This window comes from Streptomyces sp. NPDC002640, from assembly GCF_053592575.1.
In genome coordinates this window covers 86,363-109,565 of record NZ_JBSFVZ010000015.1, presented here as the reverse complement: position 1 = coordinate 109,565, position 23,203 = coordinate 86,363, and the positions used below count along the sequence as shown (strand labels likewise).

The 23,203-nt window shown below is 73.3% G+C and carries 19 protein-coding genes; 14 read left to right on the top strand and 5 right to left on the bottom strand.

The features are described 5' to 3' along the window. The first annotated feature begins 3 nt into the window (after nucleotides 1-3). The 3 genes from ACWD3O_RS20545 (at nucleotide 4) to holA (ending at nucleotide 2,253) form a co-directional block, all read left to right on the top strand. Nucleotides 4-891, top strand: a complete 888-nt coding sequence (locus tag ACWD3O_RS20545) for a YceI family protein (protein WP_451409793.1) — start codon at nucleotides 4-6, stop codon at nucleotides 889-891. Between the two features lie 77 nt (nucleotides 892-968). Next, entirely contained in the window at nucleotides 969-1,214 is a 246-nt protein-coding gene (locus ACWD3O_RS20540) for a hypothetical protein (protein ID WP_451409794.1), read from the top strand. A 46-nt stretch (nucleotides 1,215-1,260) separates the two neighbouring features. After that, on the top strand, nucleotides 1,261-2,253 hold the full coding sequence (holA, locus tag ACWD3O_RS20535) for a DNA polymerase III subunit delta (protein ID WP_356136337.1): 993 nt from the start codon (nucleotides 1,261-1,263) through the stop codon (nucleotides 2,251-2,253). A gap of 129 nt (nucleotides 2,254-2,382) precedes the next feature. On the opposite strand, the gene ACWD3O_RS20530 is transcribed toward holA, so the two are convergent. Next, nucleotides 2,383-4,257, bottom strand: a complete 1,875-nt coding sequence (locus tag ACWD3O_RS20530; RefSeq protein WP_451416857.1) for an AMP-dependent synthetase/ligase — start codon at nucleotides 4,255-4,257, stop codon at nucleotides 2,383-2,385. A gap of 328 nt (nucleotides 4,258-4,585) precedes the next feature. After that, entirely contained in the window at nucleotides 4,586-6,460 is a 1,875-nt protein-coding gene (gene lepA, locus ACWD3O_RS20525; protein ID WP_451409796.1) for a translation elongation factor 4, read from the bottom strand. 245 nt (nucleotides 6,461-6,705) lie between these two features. On the opposite strand from lepA, the gene rpsT reads away from it, so the two are divergent. Beyond that, the gene (gene rpsT, locus ACWD3O_RS20520; protein ID WP_108955366.1) at nucleotides 6,706-6,972 is read left to right on the top strand and encodes a 30S ribosomal protein S20; all 267 of its coding nucleotides are present in this window, start codon (nucleotides 6,706-6,708) and stop codon (nucleotides 6,970-6,972) included. Nucleotides 6,973-7,257: 285 nt separating this feature from the next. Continuing rightward, nucleotides 7,258-8,490, top strand: coding sequence for a radical SAM family heme chaperone HemW (gene hemW, locus ACWD3O_RS20515; protein ID WP_451416856.1), 1,233 nt, complete (start codon nucleotides 7,258-7,260; stop codon nucleotides 8,488-8,490). A gap of 37 nt (nucleotides 8,491-8,527) precedes the next feature. Here the strand turns inward: hemW and ACWD3O_RS20510 are convergent, their stop codons facing one another. Continuing rightward, a complete protein-coding gene (locus tag ACWD3O_RS20510; RefSeq protein WP_451416855.1) occupies nucleotides 8,528-9,340 on the bottom strand; it encodes a DUF3097 domain-containing protein in 813 nt (270 codons plus the stop codon). A 126-nt stretch (nucleotides 9,341-9,466) separates the two neighbouring features. After that, nucleotides 9,467-10,264: an MBL fold metallo-hydrolase gene (locus tag ACWD3O_RS20505; protein ID WP_451416854.1), complete on the bottom strand. Its 798-nt coding sequence runs from the start codon at nucleotides 10,262-10,264 to the stop codon at nucleotides 9,467-9,469. A gap of 159 nt (nucleotides 10,265-10,423) precedes the next feature. On the opposite strand from ACWD3O_RS20505, the gene hrcA reads away from it, so the two are divergent. The 7 genes from hrcA to ACWD3O_RS20470 all read left to right on the top strand — a co-directional run bounded on the left by hrcA (nucleotide 10,424) and on the right by ACWD3O_RS20470 (nucleotide 19,297). Further along, nucleotides 10,424-11,440: a heat-inducible transcriptional repressor HrcA gene (gene hrcA, locus ACWD3O_RS20500; RefSeq protein WP_356131535.1), complete on the top strand. Its 1,017-nt coding sequence runs from the start codon at nucleotides 10,424-10,426 to the stop codon at nucleotides 11,438-11,440. Continuing rightward, a complete protein-coding gene (dnaJ, locus tag ACWD3O_RS20495) occupies nucleotides 11,441-12,583 on the top strand; it encodes a molecular chaperone DnaJ (RefSeq protein WP_451409800.1) in 1,143 nt (380 codons plus the stop codon). Nucleotides 12,584-12,695: 112 nt separating this feature from the next. Continuing rightward, nucleotides 12,696-13,445, top strand: coding sequence for a 16S rRNA (uracil(1498)-N(3))-methyltransferase (locus ACWD3O_RS20490; RefSeq protein WP_451416853.1), 750 nt, complete (start codon nucleotides 12,696-12,698; stop codon nucleotides 13,443-13,445). A gap of 1,646 nt (nucleotides 13,446-15,091) precedes the next feature. Next, complete coding sequence (locus tag ACWD3O_RS20485; RefSeq protein WP_451416900.1) at nucleotides 15,092-16,774, top strand: S41 family peptidase; 1,683 nt, start codon at nucleotides 15,092-15,094, stop codon at nucleotides 16,772-16,774. 209 nt (nucleotides 16,775-16,983) lie between these two features. After that, nucleotides 16,984-17,337, top strand: a complete 354-nt coding sequence (locus tag ACWD3O_RS20480; protein WP_451409803.1) for a histidine triad nucleotide-binding protein — start codon at nucleotides 16,984-16,986, stop codon at nucleotides 17,335-17,337. Between the two features lie 15 nt (nucleotides 17,338-17,352). Beyond that, entirely contained in the window at nucleotides 17,353-18,258 is a 906-nt protein-coding gene (locus tag ACWD3O_RS20475) for a ribonuclease Z (protein WP_451409804.1), read from the top strand. A gap of 43 nt (nucleotides 18,259-18,301) precedes the next feature. Further along, nucleotides 18,302-19,297 carry an adenosine deaminase gene (locus ACWD3O_RS20470; protein WP_451416852.1) on the top strand — a complete coding sequence of 332 codons (996 nt, stop codon included), beginning with the start codon at nucleotides 18,302-18,304 and terminating at the stop codon, nucleotides 19,295-19,297. A 92-nt stretch (nucleotides 19,298-19,389) separates the two neighbouring features. Here the strand turns inward: ACWD3O_RS20470 and era are convergent, their stop codons facing one another. Continuing rightward, entirely contained in the window at nucleotides 19,390-20,340 is a 951-nt protein-coding gene (era, locus tag ACWD3O_RS20465; protein ID WP_356131514.1) for a GTPase Era, read from the bottom strand. Between the two features lie 264 nt (nucleotides 20,341-20,604). Between era and ACWD3O_RS20460 the strand changes: the two genes are divergently transcribed. Both ACWD3O_RS20460 and ACWD3O_RS20455 read left to right on the top strand, forming a co-directional pair. Next, nucleotides 20,605-21,927 (top strand): glycoside hydrolase family 1 protein, encoded by a 1,323-nt coding sequence (locus tag ACWD3O_RS20460; protein ID WP_451416851.1) that lies wholly within the window; start codon nucleotides 20,605-20,607, stop codon nucleotides 21,925-21,927. After that, nucleotides 21,924-23,201, top strand: a complete 1,278-nt coding sequence (locus ACWD3O_RS20455) for an MFS transporter (protein ID WP_451416850.1) — start codon at nucleotides 21,924-21,926, stop codon at nucleotides 23,199-23,201. The genes ACWD3O_RS20460 and ACWD3O_RS20455 overlap by 4 nt, the downstream gene beginning before the upstream one ends. The last annotated feature ends 2 nt before the right edge of the window (nucleotides 23,202-23,203 follow it).

Below are 23,203 nucleotides of genomic sequence, written 5' to 3'. Positions count from 1 at the left end.
ATCATGATCGGTCGTTGGTTGAGCAGCCGGAGGACTACGACGGCGGACGCCGGACCGCTGGCGGGGCTGCGGATACCCGCCCGGGCCGGCGTGGTGGCCGGCCGGGTGCTCGACCTGGTGGACGACGTCGTCCCGCACGTGGAGTTCACCCTGACCGACGCGCACGGCCGCAAGGCGGTGCGCGGCGGCACCGACCCGTTCGGCAGCTTCGTCGCCACGGTGCCGCCCGGCGAGTACACGGTCGCGGTGTCCGCCGAGGGGTTCCTGCCCCACCGTTCGTCGGTCCTCGTGGTGGAGGGGGAGCTGGCCTCCCTGGGCGACATCCGGCTGCAGCTGGCGCCGCCGCCGGAACTTCCGGGGCCCGGTGACTGGGAGATCGACCCGAGCCACACCACCATCGGCTTCACCGCCCGCCACATCGGGCTGGCGCGGGTCCACGGCCGGTTCGACAACTTCGCGGGCGCCCTGCGGATAGGCGGGCGCATGGAGGAGTCGGCCATGCACGTGGTGATCGACGCGACCTCCATCAACACCAACGTCCGGATGCGCGACGACCACCTGCGCTCCGCCGACTTCCTGGACGTCGCCAACTACCCCACGCTGGAGTTCTACGGCGACCGCTTCGTGCACCAGGGCGGTGGCCGCTGGAACGTGGTCGGCGCGCTCTCGCTGCACGGGGTCACCCGCACCGTCACCCTGGAGACCGAGTACCTGGGCGTCGGCACCGGCCTGGAGGGGGAGACCCGCGCCGCCTGCCGGGCCACCACCGAGCTGCACCGCGACGACTTCACGGTCAGCTGGCAGGCCATGGTCGCCCGCGGGATCGCGGTGGTCGGCCCCAGCATCCGGATCGACCTGGACGTACAGATCGTCCCCAAGGCTGAGGGCTGAGCTCTGAGGGCCGAGCGCTGAGGGCTGAGGGCGGGGGCGGCACGGGGGGCCGGTGGGGCGTGTCGCAAAATGTCGGCGTGAACGATGTGAGACATGTGCTGGTGCTGCCCGACCGCGAGGCCGCGGAGGAGGCGGCCGAGGTGCTCGGCGAGCGGTTCGGCGTCGACGAGGAACCGCGGATCGTGCGGGACGCGCTCGCCGGCGAGGACGACGCCGAGGACGCCCAGTGGCTGGTCGTGCTGGCCGACGAGGACGAGGAGCTGGACCCCGCCGCCCTGGACGCGTTCGCCGCCGAGTGGGACGGCTGGCGCGAGGAGCCCTGACCGGACCCCGGCCGGGCTGTCGGCGGCGCGTGGGATGCTGGAGCCGATGGCCAGGAAAACAGCTCACGACGATCTCCTCGCGCCGGTCACCCTGGCCGTGGGCCAGGAGGACCTGCTCCTCGACCGCGCCGTGCGGGAGGTCGTCGCGGCGGCCCGCGCCGCCGACGCGGACACCGACGTCCGCGACCTCACGCCGGACCAGCTCCAGCCCGGCACCCTCGCCGAGCTGACCAGTCCCTCGCTCTTCGCCGAGCGGAAGGTCGTGGTCGTCCGCAACGCGCAGGACCTCTCCGCCGACACCGTCAAGGACGTCAAGGCGTACCTCGGCTCGCCCGCGGAGGAGATCACCCTGGTGCTGGTCCACGCGGGCGGTGCCAAGGGCAAGGGGCTGCTGGACGCGGCCCGCAAGGCGGGGGCCCGCGAGGTCGCCTGCCCGAAGATGACCAAGCCGGGCGACCGGCTGGCCTTCGTCCGCGGCGAGTTCCGTGCCGCCGGGCGGTCCGTCACCCCCGAGGCCTGCCAGGCGCTGGTCGACGCCCTCGGCAGCGACCTCAGGGAGCTGGCCTCCGCAGCCTCCCAGCTGGTCGCCGACATCGACGGCACGATCGACGAGGAGGTCGTGGGCCGGTACTACACCGGCCGCGCCGAGGCCTCCAGCTTCACCGTCGCCGACCGGGCCGTCGAGGGCAAGGCCGCCGAGGCGCTCGAGGCGCTGAGGTGGTCGCTGTCCACGGGCGTCGCGCCGGTGCTGATCACCAGCGCGCTGGCCCAGGGGGTGCGGGGCATCGGCAAGCTGCTCTCCGCGCGCGGCGGCCGCCCGGCCGACCTGGCGCGCGAGCTGGGTATGCCGCCGTGGAAGGTGGACGTCGTCAAGCGGCAGGCCCGGACCTGGTCCCAGGACGCGGTGTCCGTGGCGCTGCGGGCCGTCGCCGACGCGGACGCGGCCGTGAAGGGAGCGGGGGACGACCCCGCCTACGCCCTCGAGAAGGCGGTACACGTCATCGCCCGCGCCGCCCGCCCCCAGGCCCCCCGCCCGTAACCGGTAGCCACCGGAGCATCGGCAGCCTCCGAAGCCTCGGCTGCCCCTGGAGCAACTGAACGGCGGCGGGGCCGCAGCGGGGCGTTCCGAACGTCCCCTCTGCGACCCCGCCGCCGTGGTGCGGGCGGGTCAGGCCTCGCGGGCGCCCTCGTACATCTCCTCGATGAGGTGGGCGTACTCCCGCTCGACCACCGGCCGCTTCAGCTTCAGGCTCGGGGTGATCTCGCCGTGCTCCACGTCCAGGTCGCGCGGCAGGAGCCGGAACTTCTTGATCGTCTGCCACCGCTGCAGGCCCGCGTTGAGCCGCTGCACGTAGCCGTCGACCATGGCCACCGTCTCCGCGTGGGCGACGACCTCCGCGTAGGACCTGCCGGCCAGCCCGTTCTCCGCGGCCCAGCCCATCAGGGCGGCCTCCTCCAGGGCGATCAGCGCCGTGCAGTAGTTGCGGTCGGCGCCGTGCACCAGGATGTTGGAGACGTACGGGCAGATCGCCTTGAACTGGCCCTCGACCTCGGCCGGGGCGACGTACTTGCCGCCGGAGGTCTTGATCAGGTCCTTCTTGCGGTCGGTGATCCGCAGGTACCCGTCGGTGGAGAGCTCGCCGATGTCGCCGGTGTGGAACCAGCCGTCCTCCTCCAGGACCTCGGCGGTCTTGTCCGGCAGGTTGTGGTAGCCCTGCATGATGCCGGGGCCGCGCAGCAGGATCTCGCCGTCGTCGGCGATCCGGACCTCGGTGCCGGGCAGCGGCTTGCCGACGGTGCCGGTGCGGTAGGCCTCGCCCGGGTTCACGAACGACGCGGCCGAGGACTCGGTGAGGCCGTAGCCCTCGAGGACGTGCACGCCGGCGCCGGCGAAGAAGTACCCGATCTCCGGGGCCAGGGCCGCCGAGCCGGAGACGCAGGCGCGCAGGTTGCCGCCGAAGGCCTCGCGGATCTTCTTGTAGACCAGCAGGTCGGCGACCTCGTGCTTGAGCGAGAGCACGAACGGCGCGGTGGCGTTGCCGGTGCGGCGGTAGTTCTCCTGGCTGACCTTGGCGTACTCGCGGGCCACCTCGGCCGCCCAGCGGAAGATCTTGTACTTGGCCCCGCCGCCCGCCCGGGCCTTGGCGGCCACACCGTTGTAGACCTTCTCGAAGATGCGCGGGACCGCCGCCATGTACGTCGGCCGCACCACCGGCAGGTTCTCGATGATCCGGTCCACGCGCCCGTCGACCGCGGTGACGTGACCCGTCTCGACCTGGCTGGAGAGCAGCACCTTGCCGAAGACGTGCGCCAGCGGCAGCCACAGGTACTGCACGTCGTCCGTGGTGACCAGGCCGGTCGCGGCGATCGCCTTCGCCATGTAGGCCCAGTTGTCGTGCGGCAGGCGCACGCCCTTGGGGCGGCCGGTGGTGCCGGAGGTGTAGATCAGGGTGGCGAGCTGGTCCTTGGTGATCGCGGAGATCCGCTCCTTGATCGCCTCGGGGGACTTCTCCAGCAGCGCGGCGCCGCGGCGCTCGAGGTCCTCCAGCGTCAGGACCGTGTCGTCGGTCTCCACGCCCTGGGCGTCGACCACCACGATGTGGGTGAGCGAGGGCAGCTCCGCCTTCTTCTCCAGCGCCTTGGCGACCTGCGAGGCGTCCTCGGCGATCAGCACCTTGCTGTCCGAGTCGGAGAGGATGAACGCCGACTCCTCGGCGTTGGTCGACGGGTAGACCGTGGTGGTGGCCGCGCCCGCGCAGAGGATGCCGAGGTCCGCCAGGATCCACTCCACACGGGTGGCCGAGGCCAGCGCCACCCGCTCCTCCGGGGCCACGCCCAGGTCGATCAGGCCGGCCGCGATGCCGAAGACACGGTCCGCGGCCTGCTTCCAGGTGAGCGACCGCCACTCGTCGGGGCCCTGCCCGGCGGGCGACGGCACCGGGTAGCGGTACGCCTCCGCCTCCGGCGTGGCCTCCACGCGCTCCAGGAAGAGGTTCGCCACACTCGGCGGACGGTTATCGATCTGGGTCTGTACGTCGCTCACGACATCCTCCGGGGCCCGCGGCAGTGCGTGCGGCCGGCTCGGCCACTACTGACGGCTGCTGGTGCGGCTGGCTGGTTTGCGGCTGGCTTGGTGGTCGGGCTGGCTGGTATCGCGCCCGCAAGGGCCTCGCGTGTCCCTGCTTTCAACGTATTAACTCGCGAGTAACTGACGAGCAGGCATCAGGGTAAGGGCCGACCCGGCGGTATGTAAGAGGCTACGGGCAGGCATTTGCGCAGTTCTTCCGGCTGGGGGACGCCGAAGGGGCCCGCCGTGATCACACGACGGGCCCCTCCGGTGACGCCGGGCCGGCGCATCGGCCGGTTCCGGCCTACTTCTTGCCCTTGCCCGAGGACGCGCTGTCGTCGCTGGACAGCACCGCGATGAAGGCCTCCTGGGGGACCTCCACGGACCCCACCATCTTCATCCGCTTCTTGCCCTCCTTCTGCTTCTCCAGCAGCTTCCGCTTACGCGAGATGTCACCGCCGTAGCACTTGGCGAGGACGTCCTTGCGGATGGCGCGGATCGTCTCGCGGGCGATCACCCGGGAGCCGACGGCGGCCTGGATCGGCACCTCGAACGCCTGCCGCGGGATCAGCTCGCGCAGCTTGGCGACCAGCCGCACGCCGTACGCGTACGCGGCGTCCTTGTGGGTGATCGCCGAGAAGGCGTCGACCTTGTCGCCGTGCAGCAGGATGTCCACCTTGACCAGGCTGGACGTCTGCTCGCCGGTGGGCTCGTAGTCCAGCGAGGCGTAGCCGCGGGTCTTGGACTTCAGCTGGTCGAAGAAGTCGAAGACGATCTCCGCGAGGGGCAGCGTGTAGCGGATCTCGACGCGGTCCTCGGAGAGGTAGTCCATGCCGAGCAGCGTGCCGCGACGGGTCTGGCACAGCTCCATGATCGCGCCGATGAACTCCGACGGCGCGAGGATCGTGGCCCGCACGACCGGCTCGTACACGTCGTTGATCTTGCCCTCGGGGAACTCGCTCGGGTTGGTGACGACGTGCTCGCCGCCGTCCTCCATGACCACCCGGTAGACCACGTTCGGGGCGGTGGCGATCAGGTCGAGGCCGAACTCCCGCTCCAGGCGCTCCCGGATCACGTCCAGGTGCAGCAGGCCCAGGAAGCCCACGCGGAAGCCGAAGCCCAGGGCCGCGGACGTCTCCGGCTCGTAGACCAGGGCCGCGTCGTTGAGCTGCAGCTTGTCCAGCGCGTCGCGCAGCAGCGGGTAGTCCGAGCCGTCCAGCGGGTACAGGCCCGAGAACACCATCGGCTTCGGGTCCTTGTAGCCGCCCAGCGCCTCGGTGGCGCCCTTGTTCAGGGTCGTGACGGTGTCACCGACCTTGGACTGGCGGACGTCCTTCACGCCGGTGATCAGGTAGCCCACCTCGCCGACGCCGAGGCCGTCGGCCGGCAGCATCTCGGGCGAGTTGGTGCCGATCTCCAGCAGTTCGTGGGTGGCGCCCGTCGACATCATCCGGATGCGCTCGCGCTTGTTGAGCTGGCCGTCGATGACACGGACGTAGGTGACCACGCCGCGGTAGGAGTCGTAGACCGAGTCGAAGATCATCGCGCGGGCCGGGGCGTCCTTGACGCCGACCGGTGCGGGGATCCGCTCCACGACCCGGTCCAGCAGGTCCTCGACGCCCATGCCGGTCTTGGCCGAGACCTTCAGCACGTCCGAGGGGTCGCAGCCGATCAGGTTGGCGAGCTCCTCGGAGAACTTCTCGGGCTGCGCGGCCGGCAGGTCGATCTTGTTCAGCACGGGGATGATCGCGAGGTCGTTCTCCATCGCCAGGTAGAGGTTGGCGAGGGTCTGGGCCTCGATGCCCTGGGCGGCGTCGACGAGCAGGATGGTGCCCTCGCAGGCCGCCAGGGACCGGGACACCTCGTAGGTGAAGTCGACGTGCCCGGGGGTGTCGATCATGTTCAGGATGTGCGTCGTGCCCTGCTGGTCCCCGGTGTTCGGGGCCCACGGCAGACGCACCGCCTGGGACTTGATCGTGATGCCGCGCTCACGCTCGATGTCCATGCGGTCGAGGTACTGGGCGCGCATCTGCCGCTGCTCGACGACGCCGGTGAGCTGGAGCATCCGGTCGGCGAGCGTGGACTTGCCGTGGTCGATGTGCGCGATGATGCAGAAGTTGCGGATCAGAGCCGGGTCGGTACGGCTCGGCTCGGGCACATTGTTAGGGGTCGCGGGCACGCAGGGTCCTGTCTCTTGAGGCGCCTTATGCCTCGGGTCGGATCTGTACGCAGCCTCCATCGTCCCACGGTCCGGCCCCTGTGACGGGTTTGGGCCGCTCCACGGGCGACTGCTAGCCTGGGTCGCTGTGTCTCCATGCCCTGTGCCCGGGCTCGTCCCGGGTCCGGTGCGGGGAGGCTCACCCAAGAAAATCACACGGCCCCCGGGGTCCGCCCCGTGTGCCAAGAACCTGAAAAGGCTCCTTCGTGGCGAACATCAAGTCCCAGATCAAGCGGAACAAGACCAACGAGAAGGCCCGGCTGCGCAACAAGGCCGTCAAGTCCTCTCTGAAGACCGCGATCCGCAAGGCCCGCGAGGCCGCCGCCGCGGGTGACGTCGAGAAGGCGACCGAGTACCAGCGCGCCGCTGCGCGTCAGCTGGACAAGGCCGTCTCCAAGGGCGTCATCCACAAGAACCAGGCCGCCAACAAGAAGTCGGCGCTTGCTTCCAAGGTCGCCGGCCTCCAGGGCTGAATCGCCTCGGTCCGTTTGTGATCTGAACGACTGAACGACCGCCGGCAGGACCCAGAGCGGGCCCTCTCTCATCCGCTCCCGGCCGGCACCCAGGGTCCGTACGCGGCCTGCGTTCGCCACGCGGGTACGGACCCGGCACCCTTTTCAGCGCCCCGGCCCCCGAGCCGCCTTCCCCAGGCGGTCCGGAGGCCGGGGCGTTCGGTCTTCCCGGGACCCGGTCCGGTCCGCCCGGGCCCCCGGCTCGGTCTTCCCGGGACGCCGTGGCGGTGGGGGACAATGGACCCCATGCCTTCCGCTCTTCCCGACGGCGAACCCGTCCCCTCCGACGGCTCGCTGCCGGCCTCCGCCCTCGAGGGCGCCGCCGCGCGCCCCCTCGGGTTCTACCTGCACGTCCCGTACTGCGCGACCCGCTGCGGGTACTGCGACTTCAACACCTACACCGCCACCGAGCTGCGCGGCAGCGGCGGCGTGCTGGCCTCCCGCGACAACTACGCGGACACCCTCGCCGAGGAGGTCCGCCTGGCCCGCAAGGTGCTCGGCGACGACCCCCGCCCGGTGCGCACCGTCTTCGTCGGCGGCGGCACGCCCACGCTGCTGGCCGCCGGCGACCTGGTGCGGATGCTGGACGCGGTCCGCCAGGAGTTCGGCCTCGCCGAGGACGCGGAGGTCACCACCGAGGCCAACCCGGAGTCCGTCGGCCCGGAGTACCTGGCCGAGCTGCGCGCCGGCGGCTACAACCGGATGTCCTTCGGCATGCAGTCCGCCCGGCCCCACGTGCTGCGGATCCTGGACCGCACCCACACCCCCGGCCGCCCCGAGGAGTGCGTCGCCGAGGCCCGCGCGGCCGGCTTCGACCACGTCAACCTCGACCTGATCTACGGCACCCCGGGCGAGACGGACGACGACTGGCGCGCCTCGCTGGAGGCCGCGCTCGGCGCCGGGCCCGACCACGTCTCGGCGTACGCGCTGATCGTCGAGGAGGGCACCGGGCTGGCCCGCCGCATCAAGCGCGGCGAGGTCCCCATGACCGACGACGACGTGCACGCCGACCGGTACCTGATCGCCGAGGAGATGCTGTCGGCGGCCGGGTTCGACTGGTACGAGGTCTCCAACTGGGCGACCTCCGACGCGGCCCGCTGCCTGCACAACGAGCTGTACTGGCGCGGCGCCGACTGGTGGGGCGCCGGACCCGGCGCGCACAGCCACGTCGGGGGCGTGCGGTGGTGGAACGTGAAGCACCCCGGTGCCTACGCGGCGGCGCTCGCCGAGGGGCGCTCGCCGGGGGCGGGGCGCGAACTGCTCTCCGCCGAGGACCGGCGCGTCGAGCGGATCCTGCTGGAGCTGCGGCTGGTGGACGGCGTCCCGCTGGACCTCCTGCGCCCGGCCGGCCGCGCCGCCGCCGACCGCGCCCTCGCGGACGGCCTGCTGCGCGAGGAGTCCTACGCCGCCGGCCGCGCCGCGCTGACCCTCCGGGGTCGCCTCCTGGCCGACGCGGTGGTGCGGGACCTGGTGGACTGAGCGGCCTCGCCACGGACGGGCCGCGTGCCCGGCGGGGTCAGGCCCCGGCCGGGGCCGTGACGAAGTCGATGAGTTCCTCGACGCGGCCCAGGAGCTCCGGTTCGAGGTCCTTCCAGTCGTGGACGCGGGAGAGGATGTGGCGCCAGGCGGCGCCGGTGTTCTCGGGCCAGCCGAGGGCGCGGCAGACACCGGTCTTCCAGTCCTGGCCGCGCGGGACCACGGGCCAGGCGTCGATGCCCAGGGCGGACGGCTTCACCGCCTCCCAGATGTCGATGTACGGGTGGCCGACGACCAGCGCGTGCTCGCTGGTGACCGCCTCCGCGATGCGCCACTCCTTGGAGCCGGGCACCAGGTGGTCCACCAGCACGCCCAGACGCGCGTCGGGGCCCGGGGCGAACTCGGCGACCACGGCGGGCAGGTCGTCCACGCCCTCCAGGTACTCCACGACCACGCCCTCGATCCGCAGGTCGTCGCCCCACACCTTCTCGACCAGTTCGGCGTCGTGCCGGCCCTCGACGTAGATCCGGCCCGCGCGGGCCACGCGGGCCCGGGCGCCGGGGACGGCCACCGAGCCCGAGGCGGTGCGCGAGGGGCGGCGCGGGGCGCCCGCCGCGGCGCGGACCAGGGTCACCGGGCGGCCCTCCAGGAGGAAGGCGGCCGGGGCCAGCGGGAAGACGCGGTGCTTGCCGTGCCGGTCCTCCAGGGTCACCGTGCCGGCCTCGCAGCCGACGACGGCGCCGCAGAACCCGGTGGCCGGGTCCTCCACGACCAGACCGGGTTCGGCCGGCACCTCGGGCACCGGCTTCGGCTTCTTCCACGGCGGCGTGAGGTCGGCGGAGTACTGGCGCATTCGGCCGACGATAGGAGAAATCCCGACCGGTGGGTACACGACACGCCCTCGCGCCGCCTCACCAGGCCGTGCCGTTTCAGCAGGCCGTCGCCTCACCAGGCCGTGCCGCCTCAGCAGGCCGTTGCCTCACCAGGCCGTGCCGAACCTCCGGGACAGTTCCTCGCGCTGCCGCCGCACGAACGCGGCGTCCACCACGGCCCCGTGCCCCGGCACGTACAGCGCGTCCTCGCCGCCCAGCTCCAGCAGCCGGGTGAGCGCCGCCGCCCAGCGTGAGGGCACCGCGTCCGGGCCGGCCTGCGGGGCGCCGGACTCCTCGACCAGGTCGCCGCAGAACACCACCGGCCGCGGTCCGGGCACCAGCACCGCGAGGTCGTAGGCGGTGTGCCCCGGCCCCACGTTGGCCAGCAGCGGCCGGACGCCGCCGCCCAGGTCCAGCACGTGGTCGTCGTGCACCTCGTGCCCCGGCGCGGTCAGCAGCTCCAGCGCGCCGTCCGCCGCCTCCGCGGTCAGCCCGTTGGCCACCGCGTCGGACCGCAGCGCGTCCCGCCCGTCGTCCGAGGTGAGCGGCGCGCCCGCGCCCACCGCCGCGAACACCTCCGCCCCGGCGAAGACGCAGGTGCCCAGCACGTGGTCGAAGTGCGGGTGGGTGAGCGCCACATGGGTCACCCGCCGCCCGGTGCCCCGCCCGGCGCCCTCCGGACCGGGGGCCGGCTGTCCCGCCCGCAGCAGCTCCTCGGCCTCCTGGCGGATCCGGGTGCCTTCCGCCACACTCGAACCGGCGTCCACCAGCAACGCCCCCTCGGCACCCGCCACCAGACCCACCGTGCAGTCCCACACCGGCAGCCGCAGCCGCCCCACTCCGGGGGCCAGCGGCTCCCAGCCGAGGTCTTCCCACCCACCAGGGGCTTCCCAGGTCACGCTCATGGGGCGACGCTATCGGGACCGCACGGCGACCGCCCTTGCCCGCGCCGTACCCCCCGGCCGTACACTGGCTGAGGACGACTGGCACTCGCGAAGGCAGAGTGCCAGTCGACGCAAGGGGCAGAAGCGGTGAGGCGGAGCCGACATCCGGAGGTGTGCGCGGTGCTGAGTGAACGCAGGCTGCAGGTGTTGCGCGCCATCGTCCAGGACTACGTCGGGACCGAGGAGCCGGTGGGCTCCAAGGCCCTCACCGAGCGGCACAACCTCGGTGTGTCCCCCGCGACGGTGCGCAACGACATGTCCGCGCTGGAGGAGGAGGGCTACATCGCCCAGCCCCACACCAGCGCGGGGCGGATCCCCACGGACAAGGGCTACCGGCTCTTCGTCGACCGGCTGGCCGACGTGAAGCCGATGACCCAGCCCGAGCGGCGGGCCATCCAGAACTTCCTGGACGGCGCCGTCGACCTCGACGACGTGGTGGCCCGCACGGTGCGGCTGCTGGCGCAGCTGACCCGCCAGGTCGCGGTTGTCCAGTATCCGTCGCTCACGCGTTCGGCGGTGCGGCATGTCGAGCTGCTGGCGCTCGCGCCGGCCCGGGTGATGCTGGTGCTGATCACCGACACCGGCCGGGTCGAGCAGCGCATGATCGACTGCCCCGCCCCGATCGGCGAGAACACCCTCGCCGACCTCCGCGCCCGGCTCAACAGCCGGACCACGGGACGCCGGTTCACCGACGTCCCGCAGCTGGTGCAGGACCTGCCGGAGGCCTTCGACCCGGAGGACCGCGGCACGGTCTCCTCGGTGCTCTCCACCCTGCTGGAGACGCTCGTCGAGCGGACCGAGGAGCGGCTGATGATCGGCGGCACCGCCAACCTGACCCGTTTCACACATGACTTTCCCCTCACCATCCAGCCCGTCCTGGAGGCCCTCGAGGAGCAGGTCGTGCTCCTCAAACTCCTTGGCGAGGCGAAGGATTCGGCCATGACCGTCCGTATCGGTCATGAGAACGAGTACGAGGGGCTCAACTCCACGTCCGTCGTGTCGGTGGGCTACGGTTCGGGCGGCGAGGCAGTCGCCAAGCTCGGCGTGGTCGGACCGACCCGCATGGATTACCCGGGAACGATGGGAGCAGTACGCGCAGTGGCACGGTACGTCGGACAGATCCTGGCGGAGTCGTAAGTGGCCACGGACTACTACGCCGTACTCGGCGTGCGCCGCGACGCGTCCCAGGACGAGATCAAGAAGGCGTTCCGGAGGCTCGCGCGCGAGCTGCACCCGGACGTCAATCCCGATCCGAAGACGCAGGAGCGGTTCAAGGAGATCAACGCCGCCTACGAGGTGCTCTCGGACCCGCAGAAGAAGCAGGTCTACGACCTCGGCGGCGACCCGCTCTCCCAGGCCGGCGGCGCCGGCGCGGGCGCGGGCGGCTTCGGGGCCGGCGGCTTCGGCAACTTCTCCGACATCATGGACGCCTTCTTCGGCACGGCCTCGCAGCGCGGACCGCGCTCGCGGACCCGCCGCGGCCAGGACGCCATGATCCGGCTGGACGTCGAGCTCACCGAGGCGGCCTTCGGGACCACCAAGGAACTCCAGGTCGACACGGCCGTGGTGTGCAACACCTGCCACGGCGAGGGCGCCGCGCCGGGCACCTCCGCGCAGACCTGTGACATGTGCCGCGGCCGCGGCGAGGTGTCCCAGGTGACGCGGTCGTTCCTCGGCCAGGTCATGACCTCGCGGCCCTGCCCGCAGTGCCAGGGCTTCGGCACGGTCGTGCCCAACCCGTGCCCCGAGTGCGCGGGCGACGGGCGGGTCCGGTCGCGCCGGACGCTGACCGTGAAGATCCCGGCCGGCGTGGACAACGGCACCCGGATCCAGCTCGCCGGCGAGGGCGAGGTCGGCCCGGGCGGCGGCCCGGCGGGCGACCTGTACGTCGAGATCCACGAGCTGCCGCACGAGACGTTCCAGCGGCGCGGGGACGACCTGCACTGCACGGTGACCATCCCGATGACGGCGGCGGCGCTCGGCACCAAGGTGCCGCTGGAGACGCTCGACGGGCACGAGGAGGTCGACATCCGGCCGGGCACCCAGTCCGGGCAGTCGATCCCGCTGCACGGGCGCGGCGTCACCCACCTGCGCGGCGGCGGACGCGGTGACCTCATCGTCCACGTCGAGGTGCTGACGCCGACCAAGCTGGACCCGGAGCAGGAGCGGGTGCTGCGCGAGCTGGCCAAGCTGCGCGGCGAGGAGCGGCCCACCGGGCAGTTCCAGCCCGGCCAGCAGGGACTGTTCTCCCGTCTCAAGGACGCGTTCAACGGGCGCTGAGGCGCCCCACCGGGAGCCGCCGCGGACCTCGTGCCGTGGCGGCTCCCGGTATTTCCAGCCCCCGTCGTACCTTTCCGACCGCCCACCCCGTTCCACCGCACCTGGAGGCGCCGTGACCGCCCCCGTCTTCGTCGTCGACGAGCTCGTCCCCGGCGGGCCCACGTTCCTGCTGGAGGGGCCCGAGGGCCGGCACGCCGTGTCCGTGAAGCGCCTCCAGCCCGGCGAGGCGGTGGTGCTCACCGACGGCCGGGGGCGCTTCACCGAGGGCGTCGTCCAGGCAGCGGAGGGCAAGGACCGGCTGCTCGTCGGCCAGCTCACCGAGGTGCGGGAGGAGCCGGCGCCGAGCCCGCGGATCACCGTCGTGCAGGCGCTGCCCAAGGGCGACCGGGGCGAGCTGGCCGTGGAGACCATGACCGAGACCGGGGTGGACGCGATCGTCCCCTGGGCGGCGGCGCGGTGCATCACGCAGTGGCGCGGTGAGCGGGGGGCCAAGGCGCTGGGCAAGTGGCGGGCCACGGCGCGGGAGGCCGGCAAGCAGTCGCGGCGGACCCGGTTCCCCGAGGTCGCGGAGCTCGCCAACGGCAAGTGGGTCGCGGAGCTGCTCGCCGGGGCGGACTTCGCGGCGGTGCTGCACGAGGACCGGGAGTACCCCGGGGAGCCGCTGGCGACGGCGGCCCTCCCGGCGGAGGGGGAGATCGTGCTGGTCGTCGGCCCCGAGGGCGGGGTCTCGCCGCAGGAGCTGGAGCTGTTCGCGGAGGCGGGGGCGGGGGCCTACCGGCTGGGGCGGAGCGTGCTGCGGACCTCCACGGCGGGGACGGCCGCGGTCGCCCTCCTCCTCGGCCGCACGGGACGCTGGTCCTAGCGGTCCCGCGGTCCTGGCGGTCCCGTGCCGTCCGCGCGGGCGTGCCGTACGCACCGCGGGCAAACGTGCCGCCGGGCGGCACGGGTGCGGGAAACCCCTGTTGGGGAAGGAGCCCGGGTGCTTAGGCTGACGGGGTGACTGAGTCTGCCTCGACGCTCGCTCCCGCATACCTCCGCTTCCCGCACCTGCACGGCGACCTCGTCGCGTTCACCGCCGAGGACGACGTCTGGGTCGCCCCCCTCGACGGGGGCCGTGCCTGGCGGGTCAGTGCCGACAACGAGCCGGTGAACCACCCGCGGATCTCCCCGGACGGCGCCCACGTCGCGTGGACCTCCACCCGCGACGGCGCCCCCGAGGCGTACGTCGCGCCCGTGGACGGCGGCCCCGCGCGACGGCTGACCCACTGGGGCGCGCCCACCACCCGGGTCCGCGGCTGGACCCCGGACGGACGGGTCCTGGTGACCTCCGCGCACGGACAGGCCACCCTGCGCCGTTCGTGGGCACGGGCCGTGCCGCTGGACGGCGGCCCGGCGGAAACCCTGCCGTACGGCCCCGTCGGCGACGTCGCGTTCGGCCCGCGCACCGTGCTGCTCTCCGCGCCGATGGGCCGCGAGGCGGCCTGGTGGAAGCGCTACCGCGGCGGTACCGCCGGCAAGCTGTGGATCGAGTCCGAGGACACGCCGGGCGAGTTCGCCCGCCTCCACGAGGACCTCGACGGCAACATCGAGAACCCCCTGTGGGTGGGGGAGCGCCTGGCGTTCCTCTCCGACCACGAGGGTGTCGGCGCCCTGTACTCCTCCCTCGCCGACGGCTCCGACCTGCGCCGCCACACCCCGGTCGGGGACGACGTGTTCTACGCGCGGCACGCCGCCACCGACGGCAGCCGCGTGGTCTACGTCTCGGCCGGCGAACTGTGGCTGCTGGACGACCTGGACGGTGCCGGGCCGCGCCGTCCGGAGATCCGTCTCGGCGGCCAGCGCCTCGACCTCCAGCCCTACCCCGTCACCCCCTCCCGCTGGCTCGGCGGGTTCGCGCCCGACCACACCGCCCGCGGCAGCGCCGTCACCGTGCGCGGCGCGGTCCACTGGATCACCCACCGCTCCGGCCCGGCGCGCGCGCTGGCCGCCGAGCCGGGCGTGCGCAACCGGCTGGCCCGCGCCTTCCGGGTGGACGGCGAGGAGTGGGCGGTCTGGGTCACCGACGCCGAGGGCGAGGACGCCCTGGAGTTCGCGCCCGCCACCGGGCCCGCCGCCGGAGGCCCGCGCCGGATCGCCGGCGGACGGCTCGGCCGGGTGCTGGGGCTCACCGTGGCGCCCGACGGCGGCCGGTTCGCCGTCGCCTCCCACGACGGACGGGTGCTGCTGGTCGAGCGGGAGAGCGGCGAGGTCCGCGAGGTCGACCGCAGCGAGAACGGCGACTGCTCCGGCCTGGTGTTCTCGCCCGACTCGGCCTGGCTGGCCTGGTCCCACCCGGGCGTCGGCGCGCTGGCCCAGCTCAAGCTGGCCAACACCGCCGACCTGTCGGTGGTCGAGGCGACCCCGCTGCGGTTCAGGGACTTCTCGCCCGCCTTCACCCCCGACGGCAAGCACCTCGCCTTCCTGTCGGCGCGCGCCTTCGACCCGGTCTACGACGAGCACGCCTTCGACATGGCCTTCGTCGGCTCCAACCGCCCCTACCTGATCACCCTCGCCGCGACCACGCCGTCCCCGTTCGGCCCGCAGCGGCACGGACGCCCGGTGGACGCGCCCGACAAGGACGAGACCCCGGAGAGCGAGGGCACGCCCGCCACCCGGATCGACCCGGAGGGCCTCGCCGACCGGATCGTGCCCTTCCCGGTGGAGGCCTCCCGCTACACCGCGCTGCGCACCGCCAAGGACGGCGTGCTCTGGCTCCGCCACCCCGTGCAGGGCGTGCTCGGCGCCTCCCGGGCCACACCGGACGACTCGGGGCCCAAGAGCGAGCTCGAACGCTACGACCTGGCCCAGCTGCGTCTGGAGACCCTCGGCGACGACGTCGACGGTTACGCGGTCAGCGGTGACGGCAGGCGGCTGGCGGTGTGGGGCGGCGGCCGGCTGCGGATCGTGCCCGGCGACCGGCGGGTCTCCGGCGACGACGAACTCACCGTGGACCTCGGCCGGATCCACCAGACGGTCGACCCGGCCGCCGAGTGGCGGCAGATGTTCGACGAGACCGGCCGCCTGATGCGCGACAACTTCTGGCGCCCCGACCTCGGCGGCGTCGACTGGCAGGCCGTCCTGGACCGCTACCGGCCGGTCGTCGAACGGGTCGCCACCCACGACGACCTGGTCGACCTGCTCTGGGAGGTGCAGGGCGAACTCGGCACCTCGCACGCCTACGTCACCCCCACCGGCCAGGGCGGCGACGAACGGCAGGGCCTGCTCGGCGCCGACGTGTCCCGGCACGAGGACGGGCGGTGGCGGGTCGACCGGGTGCTGCCCTCGGAGACCTCCGACCCCAAGGCCCGTTCCCCGCTCGCCGCCCCCGGGGTGGCCGTGCGGCCGGGCGACGCGATCGTGGCCGTCGGCGGGCGGCCCGTCGACCCGGTGCGCGGGCCGTGGCCGCTGCTGGCCGGCACGGCGGGCAAGCCGGTCGAGCTGACCGTCGCCCCCGCGGACGGCGGCGCGCCCCGGCACACCGTGGTGGTGCCCACCGACGACGAGGAGCCGCTGCGCTACCACGACTGGGTGGCCGACCGGCGGGCCCACGTCCACGAGCTCAGCGGCGGCCGCCTCGGCTACCTCCACGTGCCCGACATGATGGGCGCGGGCTGGGCCCAGATCCACCGCGACCTGGTCGTCGAGGTCGCCCGCGAGGGGCTGATCGTCGACGTCCGGGAGAACCGGGGCGGGCACACCTCGCAGCTGGTCGTGGAGAAGCTGGCCCGGCGGATCGTCGGCTGGGACGTGCCGCGGGGGATGCGGCCGATGAGCTACCCGCAGGACGCGCCGCGCGGCCCCGTGGTCGCCGTGGCCAACGAGTTCTCCGGTTCGGACGGCGACATCGTCAACGCGGCGGTCAAGGCCCTCGGCATCGGGCCGGTGGTCGGCACCCGGACCTGGGGCGGGGTCGTCGGCATCGACAGCCGGTACCGGCTGGTCGACGGCACGCTGGTGACGCAGCCCAAGTACGCGTTCTGGTTCGAGGAGCTCGGCTGGGGCGTCGAGAACCACGGCGTCGACCCCGATGTCGAGGTGGTGTGCACGCCGCAGGACCACGTCGCGGGCCGCGACCCGCAGCTCGACGAGGCCGTGCGGATCGCGCTGGAGGCGCTGTCGCGCACCCCCGCCAAGACGCCGCCGTCGCTGTGACCACCGGCTGACACCGGCTGACACCGGCTGACACCGGCCGACACCGGACGAACAGGCGAACGGCTGACACCCGGGCGCGGCCCCCGCCCTCCCGCGGCGGCCGCGCCCGCGGGGGCGGCGGGGCCGGGCGGCTTCCGCACCCGCCCCCGTGGTGTCGGACCCGGACGCTACGATGACCGTGCGTGAACGATCACGAACGAGGAGGGCCCATGGCCGGGGAGCCGCAGGACGACTGCCTGTTCTGCAAGATCGTCGCGGGGACCATCCCCGCCAACGTCGTGCGGGAGACCGATACGACCGTGGCGTTCCGGGACATAAACCCGCAGGCCCCCACGCACGTCCTGGTGATCCCCAAGGCGCACCACGCGGACGCCGCCACCCTCGCCGCCGAGGCCCCCGAGATCGCCGCCGACGTGCTGCGCGAGACCCGTGCCGTGGCCGAGGCGGAGAAGCTGGACAGCTACCGCATGGTCTTCAACACCGGGTCCGGCGCCGGCCAGACCGTGTTCCACGCGCACGCCCACGTGCTCGGCGGCCGCGGCCTGCAGTGGCCCCCCGGCTGACCGGGAGCGGCGAACGTGTCCGTGCGTGAACTGGTGGTGCTGGGCACCGCCAGCCAGGTTCCGACCCGGCACCGGAACCACAACGGCTACCTGCTGCGGTGGGACGGCGAGGGCATCCTGTTCGACCCCGGCGAGGGAACCCAGCGGCAGATGCTGCGCGCCGGGGTCGCCGCGCACGACCTCAACCGGCTCTGCGTCACCCACTTCCACGGCGACCACTCCCTCGGTCTGGCCGGAGTCATCCAGCGGATCAACCTCGACCGGGTCCCGCACCCGGTCACGGCCCACTACCCGCGCTCCGGGCAGCGCTTCTTCGACCGGCTGCGGTACGCCACCGCGTACCGGGAGACGGTCCGGCTCACCGAGGCGCCGGTCGACTCCGACGGCCCGGTCGCCGAGACCGCCGGGTACACGCTGGAGGCCCACCGCCTCTCCCACCCCGTCGAGTCCTACGGCTACCGGCTGGTGGAGCCCGACGGCCGCCGGATGCTGCCCGAGCGGCTCGCCGCGCACGGCATCACCGGCCCCGACGTCGGCCGCCTCCAGCGGGAGGGCGAGCTGAACGGCGTCACCCTGGACGAGGTCAGCGAGGTGCGCCGCGGACAGCGGTTCGCGTTCGTCATGGACACCCGGCTCTGCGACGGCGTCCACCGGCTCGCCGAGGGCTGCGACCTGCTCACCATCGAGTCCACCTTCCTCGACGAGGACGTGGCCCTCGCCGACGAGCACGGGCACCTCACCGCCGGCCAGGCGGCCCGGGCCGCCCGCGACGCCGGCGTGCGCCACCTGGTCCTCACCCACTTCAGCCAGCGCTACCCGGACCCCGAGGAGTTCGAACGGCAGGCGCGTGCGGCCGGTTTCGAGGGCGAACTGACCGTGGCCCGGGACCTCCAGCGGGTGCCGGTACCCAAACGGGTCTGAGGTCGATCCAGGACACTGCGGGACTTTTGCGTATCATCCTTTGATGCCCATCCCCAAAGCCGAACTGCACCTTCACATCGAAGGCACCCTGGAGCCGGAGCTTGCCTTCGAGCTCGCCGAGCGCAACGGCGTCGCCCTGCCGTACCCGAGCGTCGACGCGCTGCGCGCCGCCCAGGCCTTCGAGGACCTGCAGTCCTTCCTCGACCTGTACTACGCCTGCATGGCGGTGCTGCGCACCGAGCGGGACTTCGAGGACCTCGCCGACGCCTACCTGCGCCGGGCCGCCGCCCAGGGCGTGCGGCACGCCGAGATCTTCTTCGACCCGCAGGCCCACCTCGCCCGCGGCGTGGAGATGGGCACCGTGGTCGAGGGCCTGGGGCGCGCCCTGGCCCGGAGCGAGGAGACCCACGGCGTCTCCACCCGGCTGATCATGTGCTTCCTGCGGGACGAGTCCGCCGAGTCCGCCCTGGAGACGCTGGAGCTGGCCCGGCCCCACCTGGACCGCATCACCGGCGTCGGCCTGGACTCCGCCGAGGTGGGGCACCCGCCGGTGAAGTTCCGGGAGGTCTACGAGGCCGCCGCCGCGCTCGGCCTGCGCCGGGTCGCGCACGCCGGTGAGGAAGGGCCCGCCGCGTACATCACCGAGGCGCTGGACGTGCTCGGCGTCGAACGGGTCGACCACGGCCTGCGGTGCATGGAGGACCCGGCGCTGGTGGAACGCCTGGTCCGGGAGCGGATCCCGCTGACGCTGTGCCCGCTCTCCAACGTGCGGCTGCGGGCCGTCGACGTCCTGGAGCAGCACCCGCTGCCGGCGATGCTGGAGGCGGGCCTGATGTGCACCGTCAACTCCGACGACCCCGCCTACTTCGGCGGCTACGTCCAGGACAACTTCGACGCCGTCCGCGACCGGCTGGGGCTGGACGAGGAGCGGCTGCGGGAGCTGGCCCGCAACTCCTTCCTCGCCTCCTTCCTGGAGGACGACGAGGAGCGCCGGGCCCGCTACCTCGCCGAGGTCGAGGCGTACGAGTTCCCCGCCTGAGCCCGGGCGCCTACGACGACGGCCCCGGCACCGTGGACGCGGTGCCGGGGCCGTTCCCGTGACGTGCGCGGGCCCTGGAAGCCCTGGAAGCCCTAGAAGCCCAGCTTGCGCAGCTGCTTCGGGTCGCGCTGCCAGTCCTTGGCGACCTTCACGTGCAGGTCGAGGAAGACCGGGGTGCCCAGCAGCGCCTCGATCTGCTTGCGGGACTTGATCCCGACATCCTTCAGGCGCTGCCCCTTGGGGCCGATGACGATGCCCTTCTGGCTGGAGCGCTCGATGTACAGGTTGGCGTGGATGTCCAGCAGCGGCTTGTCGGCCGGCCGGTCCTCGCGCGGCAGCATCTCCTCGACGACCACGGCGATGGAGTGCGGCAGCTCGTCCCGCACGCCCTCCAGGGCGGCCTCGCGGATCAGCTCCGCGATCATCACCTGCTCCGGCTCGTCGGTGAGGTCGCCCTCCGGGTAGAGCGCGGGGCCCTCCGGCATCAGCGGGATCAGCAGGTCGGCGAGGAGGTCCACCTGCTTGCCGGCGGTCGCGGACACCGGGATGATCTCCGCCCAGGTGATGCCCAGCTCCTTGCCGAGCTGGTCCACCGCGATCAGCTGCTCGGCGAGCTGCTTGGAGTCCACCAGGTCGGTCTTGGTGACGATCGCCACCTTCGGGGCCTTCTTGATCGCCGCGAGTTCCTTGGCGATGAAGCGGTCGCCGGGGCCGATCTTCTGGTCGGCGGGCAGGCAGAAGCCGATCACGTCGACCTCGGCCCAGGTGGTGCGGACCACGTCGTTGAGCCGCTCGCCGAGGAGGGTGCGCGGCTTGTGGAGCCCGGGGGTGTCCACCAGGATCAGCTGCGCGTCCGGGCGGTGCACGATGCCGCGGACCGTGTGCCGGGTGGTCTGGGGGCGGTTGGAGGTGATCGCCACCTTCTGGCCCACCAGCGCGTTCGTGAGGGTGGACTTGCCCGCGTTGGGGCGGCCCACGAAGCAGGCGAAGCCGGCCCGGTGGAGGTCCTCGGACGGCTGCGGTGACTGTGTACGAACGCTCATGCCGCCCATTCTCCCCGATCCCGCGACCCCCCGGTACCGACGGCCGTCCGCACCCGCCTCCGACCACCGTGACCCGTCCCACAGCACCGCCCCACACCCCCCGCGAGGGGCCGGTCCGTCCGCCCCGCGGGGGCCGGTTCCGTGGTGCGGTGCGGGGCCGGGGCCGCTGGGGGCCGGAGGTGGCGGGCGGGCCCCGCGGCCGGGCCAGGATCCGTTGCGCGCAAGGGTGTTGACCCGTCACCGTGGAGTGAGCAGGATCCGCGCATGGCCGCCGACGCGCTTCCCCCGTTCCCGCCCGGCTTCCTCTGGGGCGCCTCCACCTCCGCGCACCAGATCGAGGGCGCCGTCGACGCGCGCGGGCCGTCCGTGTGGGACGTCTTCGAGGCCCGCCCCGGCGTGATCCGCGACGGCTCCACCGCCGCCGTCGCCTGCGACAGCTTCCACCGGCACCGGGAGGACGTCGCGCTCCTCGCCGGCCTCGGCCTGAACGCCTACCGGTTCTCCGTCTCCTGGCCCCGCGTCGACTCCCCGGGCGGGCTCGACCACTACGAGCGCCTGGTCGACGACCTGCTCGCCGCCGGCGTCCGCCCGGTGCCCACCCTGTTCCACTGGGACCTGCCGGCCTCGCTGGACTGGCTGGACCGCGACACCGCCGCCCGGTTCGCGGAGTACGTCGAGCGCGTCGCCGCCCGTCTCGGGGACCGGGTGACCACCTGGATCACCCTCAACGAGCCCGCCGAGCACACCGTCCTCGGCCACGCCCTCGGCGTGCACGCCCCCGGCCGCACGCTGCTGTACGACGCGCTGCCGGTGGCCCACCACCAGCTGCTCGCGCACGGCCTCGCGGTCCGCGCCCTGCGCGCCGCCGGGGCCACCGGCGTCGGGATCGCCGCCTCGCACAGCCCCACCTGGCCGCTGACCGGCGACGAGGCGGACCTGGCCGCCGCCGACCACTACGACGTCCTGATGAACCGCGCGTTCTCCGACCCGCTCCTCCTGGGCCGCTACCCGGAGGGGCTGGACCAGCTGATGCCCGGCGACGTGGACGCGGACCTGGAGGTCATCTCCGAGCGGCTCGACTGGTACGGCGTGAACTACTACGCGCCCTCCCTGGTCGGCGCCCCCACCGGGGAGAAGAGCGCCTACGGCACCTTCGACGTGCCCGCCGGGCTGCCGTTCGCGCTGCACGAGATCGAGGGCCGGCCCAGGACCGCGTTCGGCTGGCCGGTGGTCCCCGAGGGCCTCACCGAGACCCTCACCGGTCTGCGCGACCGCTACGGCGACCGCCTCCCGCCGGTGATGATCACCGAGAACGGCTGCTCCTACCCCGGCCTCGACGACCAGGAGCGGATCGCCTACCTCGACTCCCACCTCCGCGCCCTGCACCGGGCGATCGAGGAGGGCGTGGACGTGCGCGGCTACTTCGTCTGGTCGCTGCTGGACAACTACGAGTGGAACGAGGGCTACCAGCAGCGGTTCGGGCTGGTGCACGTCGACTTCGACTCCCCGGAGCGCACCCGCACCCCCAAGGCCTCCTACGCCTGGCTGCGGGACGCCCTGCGGGACACCTTGCGGGCCCAAGGGTGACGACGGCGTCCGGGGCGGGCCCGCTGCCGGGCCCGCCGGACCCGCCGAACCCGCTGGCGGAACCCTCCGAGCGGGTCCCGGGCGGCTGGACCGCCTCCCTGTCGCTGGCCAACGCGGCGATCTGGATCGGCTGGTACGGCCCGCTCCAGATCCTGCTGGCCTCCCAGGCAGCCGAGTACGCCGCCGGCCACGGCATGTCCAAGGAGACGATGCTGGCCTGGGTGACCGGCGCCGGAGCCATGGTCGCGCTGGTCGCCAACCCGGTCTTCGGCGCCCTCTCCGACCGCACGGCCTCCCGCTTCGGCAGGCGTCGCCCGTGGACGCTGGCGGGCGCCCTGCTGGGGGCGCTGTCGCTGCTGCTCCTCGGCCAGGCGCGCGGCCCGTGGACGATGATCACCGGCTGGTGCCTGGTCCAGCTCACCCTGAACGCCGCCTTCGCCGCCGTCACCGCGGCGGTCCCCGACCGGGTGCCCCGGCTGCAGCGCGGCACGGTCGGCGGCTGGCTGGGCGCCGCCCAGATCCTCGGCGTGGTGGCCGGCACCGGGCTGGCCACCCTGACCGGCGGGATCGCCGCCGGGTACGCGGCCTGCGCCGCCTGCGCGGCGCTCGGCGTGCTGCCGTACCTGCGCCACCCGGAGGCGCCGCTGCCGGCCACGGCGCGCCCCGCGTGGTCGGCGCGCGGCTTCCTGGCCGGTTTCCGCCTCGACCCGCGACGCCACCCGGACCTGGCGTGGGCCTGGCTTACCCGGTTCCTGGTCAACCTCGCCAACGCCGTCGGGCTGCTGTACCTGCTCTACTTCCTGCGCGACGCGGTCGGCCACCGCGACCCGGAGCAGGGCGTGTTCGTGCTCACCGCGATCAACGCGGTGGCCCTGCTGGCGACGGTGGTGGCGGGCGGCGCCTGGTCGGACCGGACCGGCCGCCGCAAGCCGTTCGTGCTGTGGTCGGGCGTGCTGATGGCGGTGGCCACGGCGCTGCTGGCCGGCTGGCAGACCTGGCCGGGCGCGATCGCCGCCGCGGTGCTCCTGGGCATCGGCTTCGGGGTCTTCACCTCGGTGGACTTCGCGCTGATGACGGACGTCCTGCCCGAGGCGGCGGCGCGCGGGAAGGACCTCGGCGTGATCAACATCGCCAACTCCCTCCCCCAGGTGCTGGCTCCCGCCCTGGCCGCGCCCGTGGTCGCCCTCGGCGGCTACACCTCCCTCTTCCTCACCGCGACCGTGGCCGCCCTGGCGGGCGCGGTCCTCGTCCACCGGATCCGCGGCGTCGCCTGAAC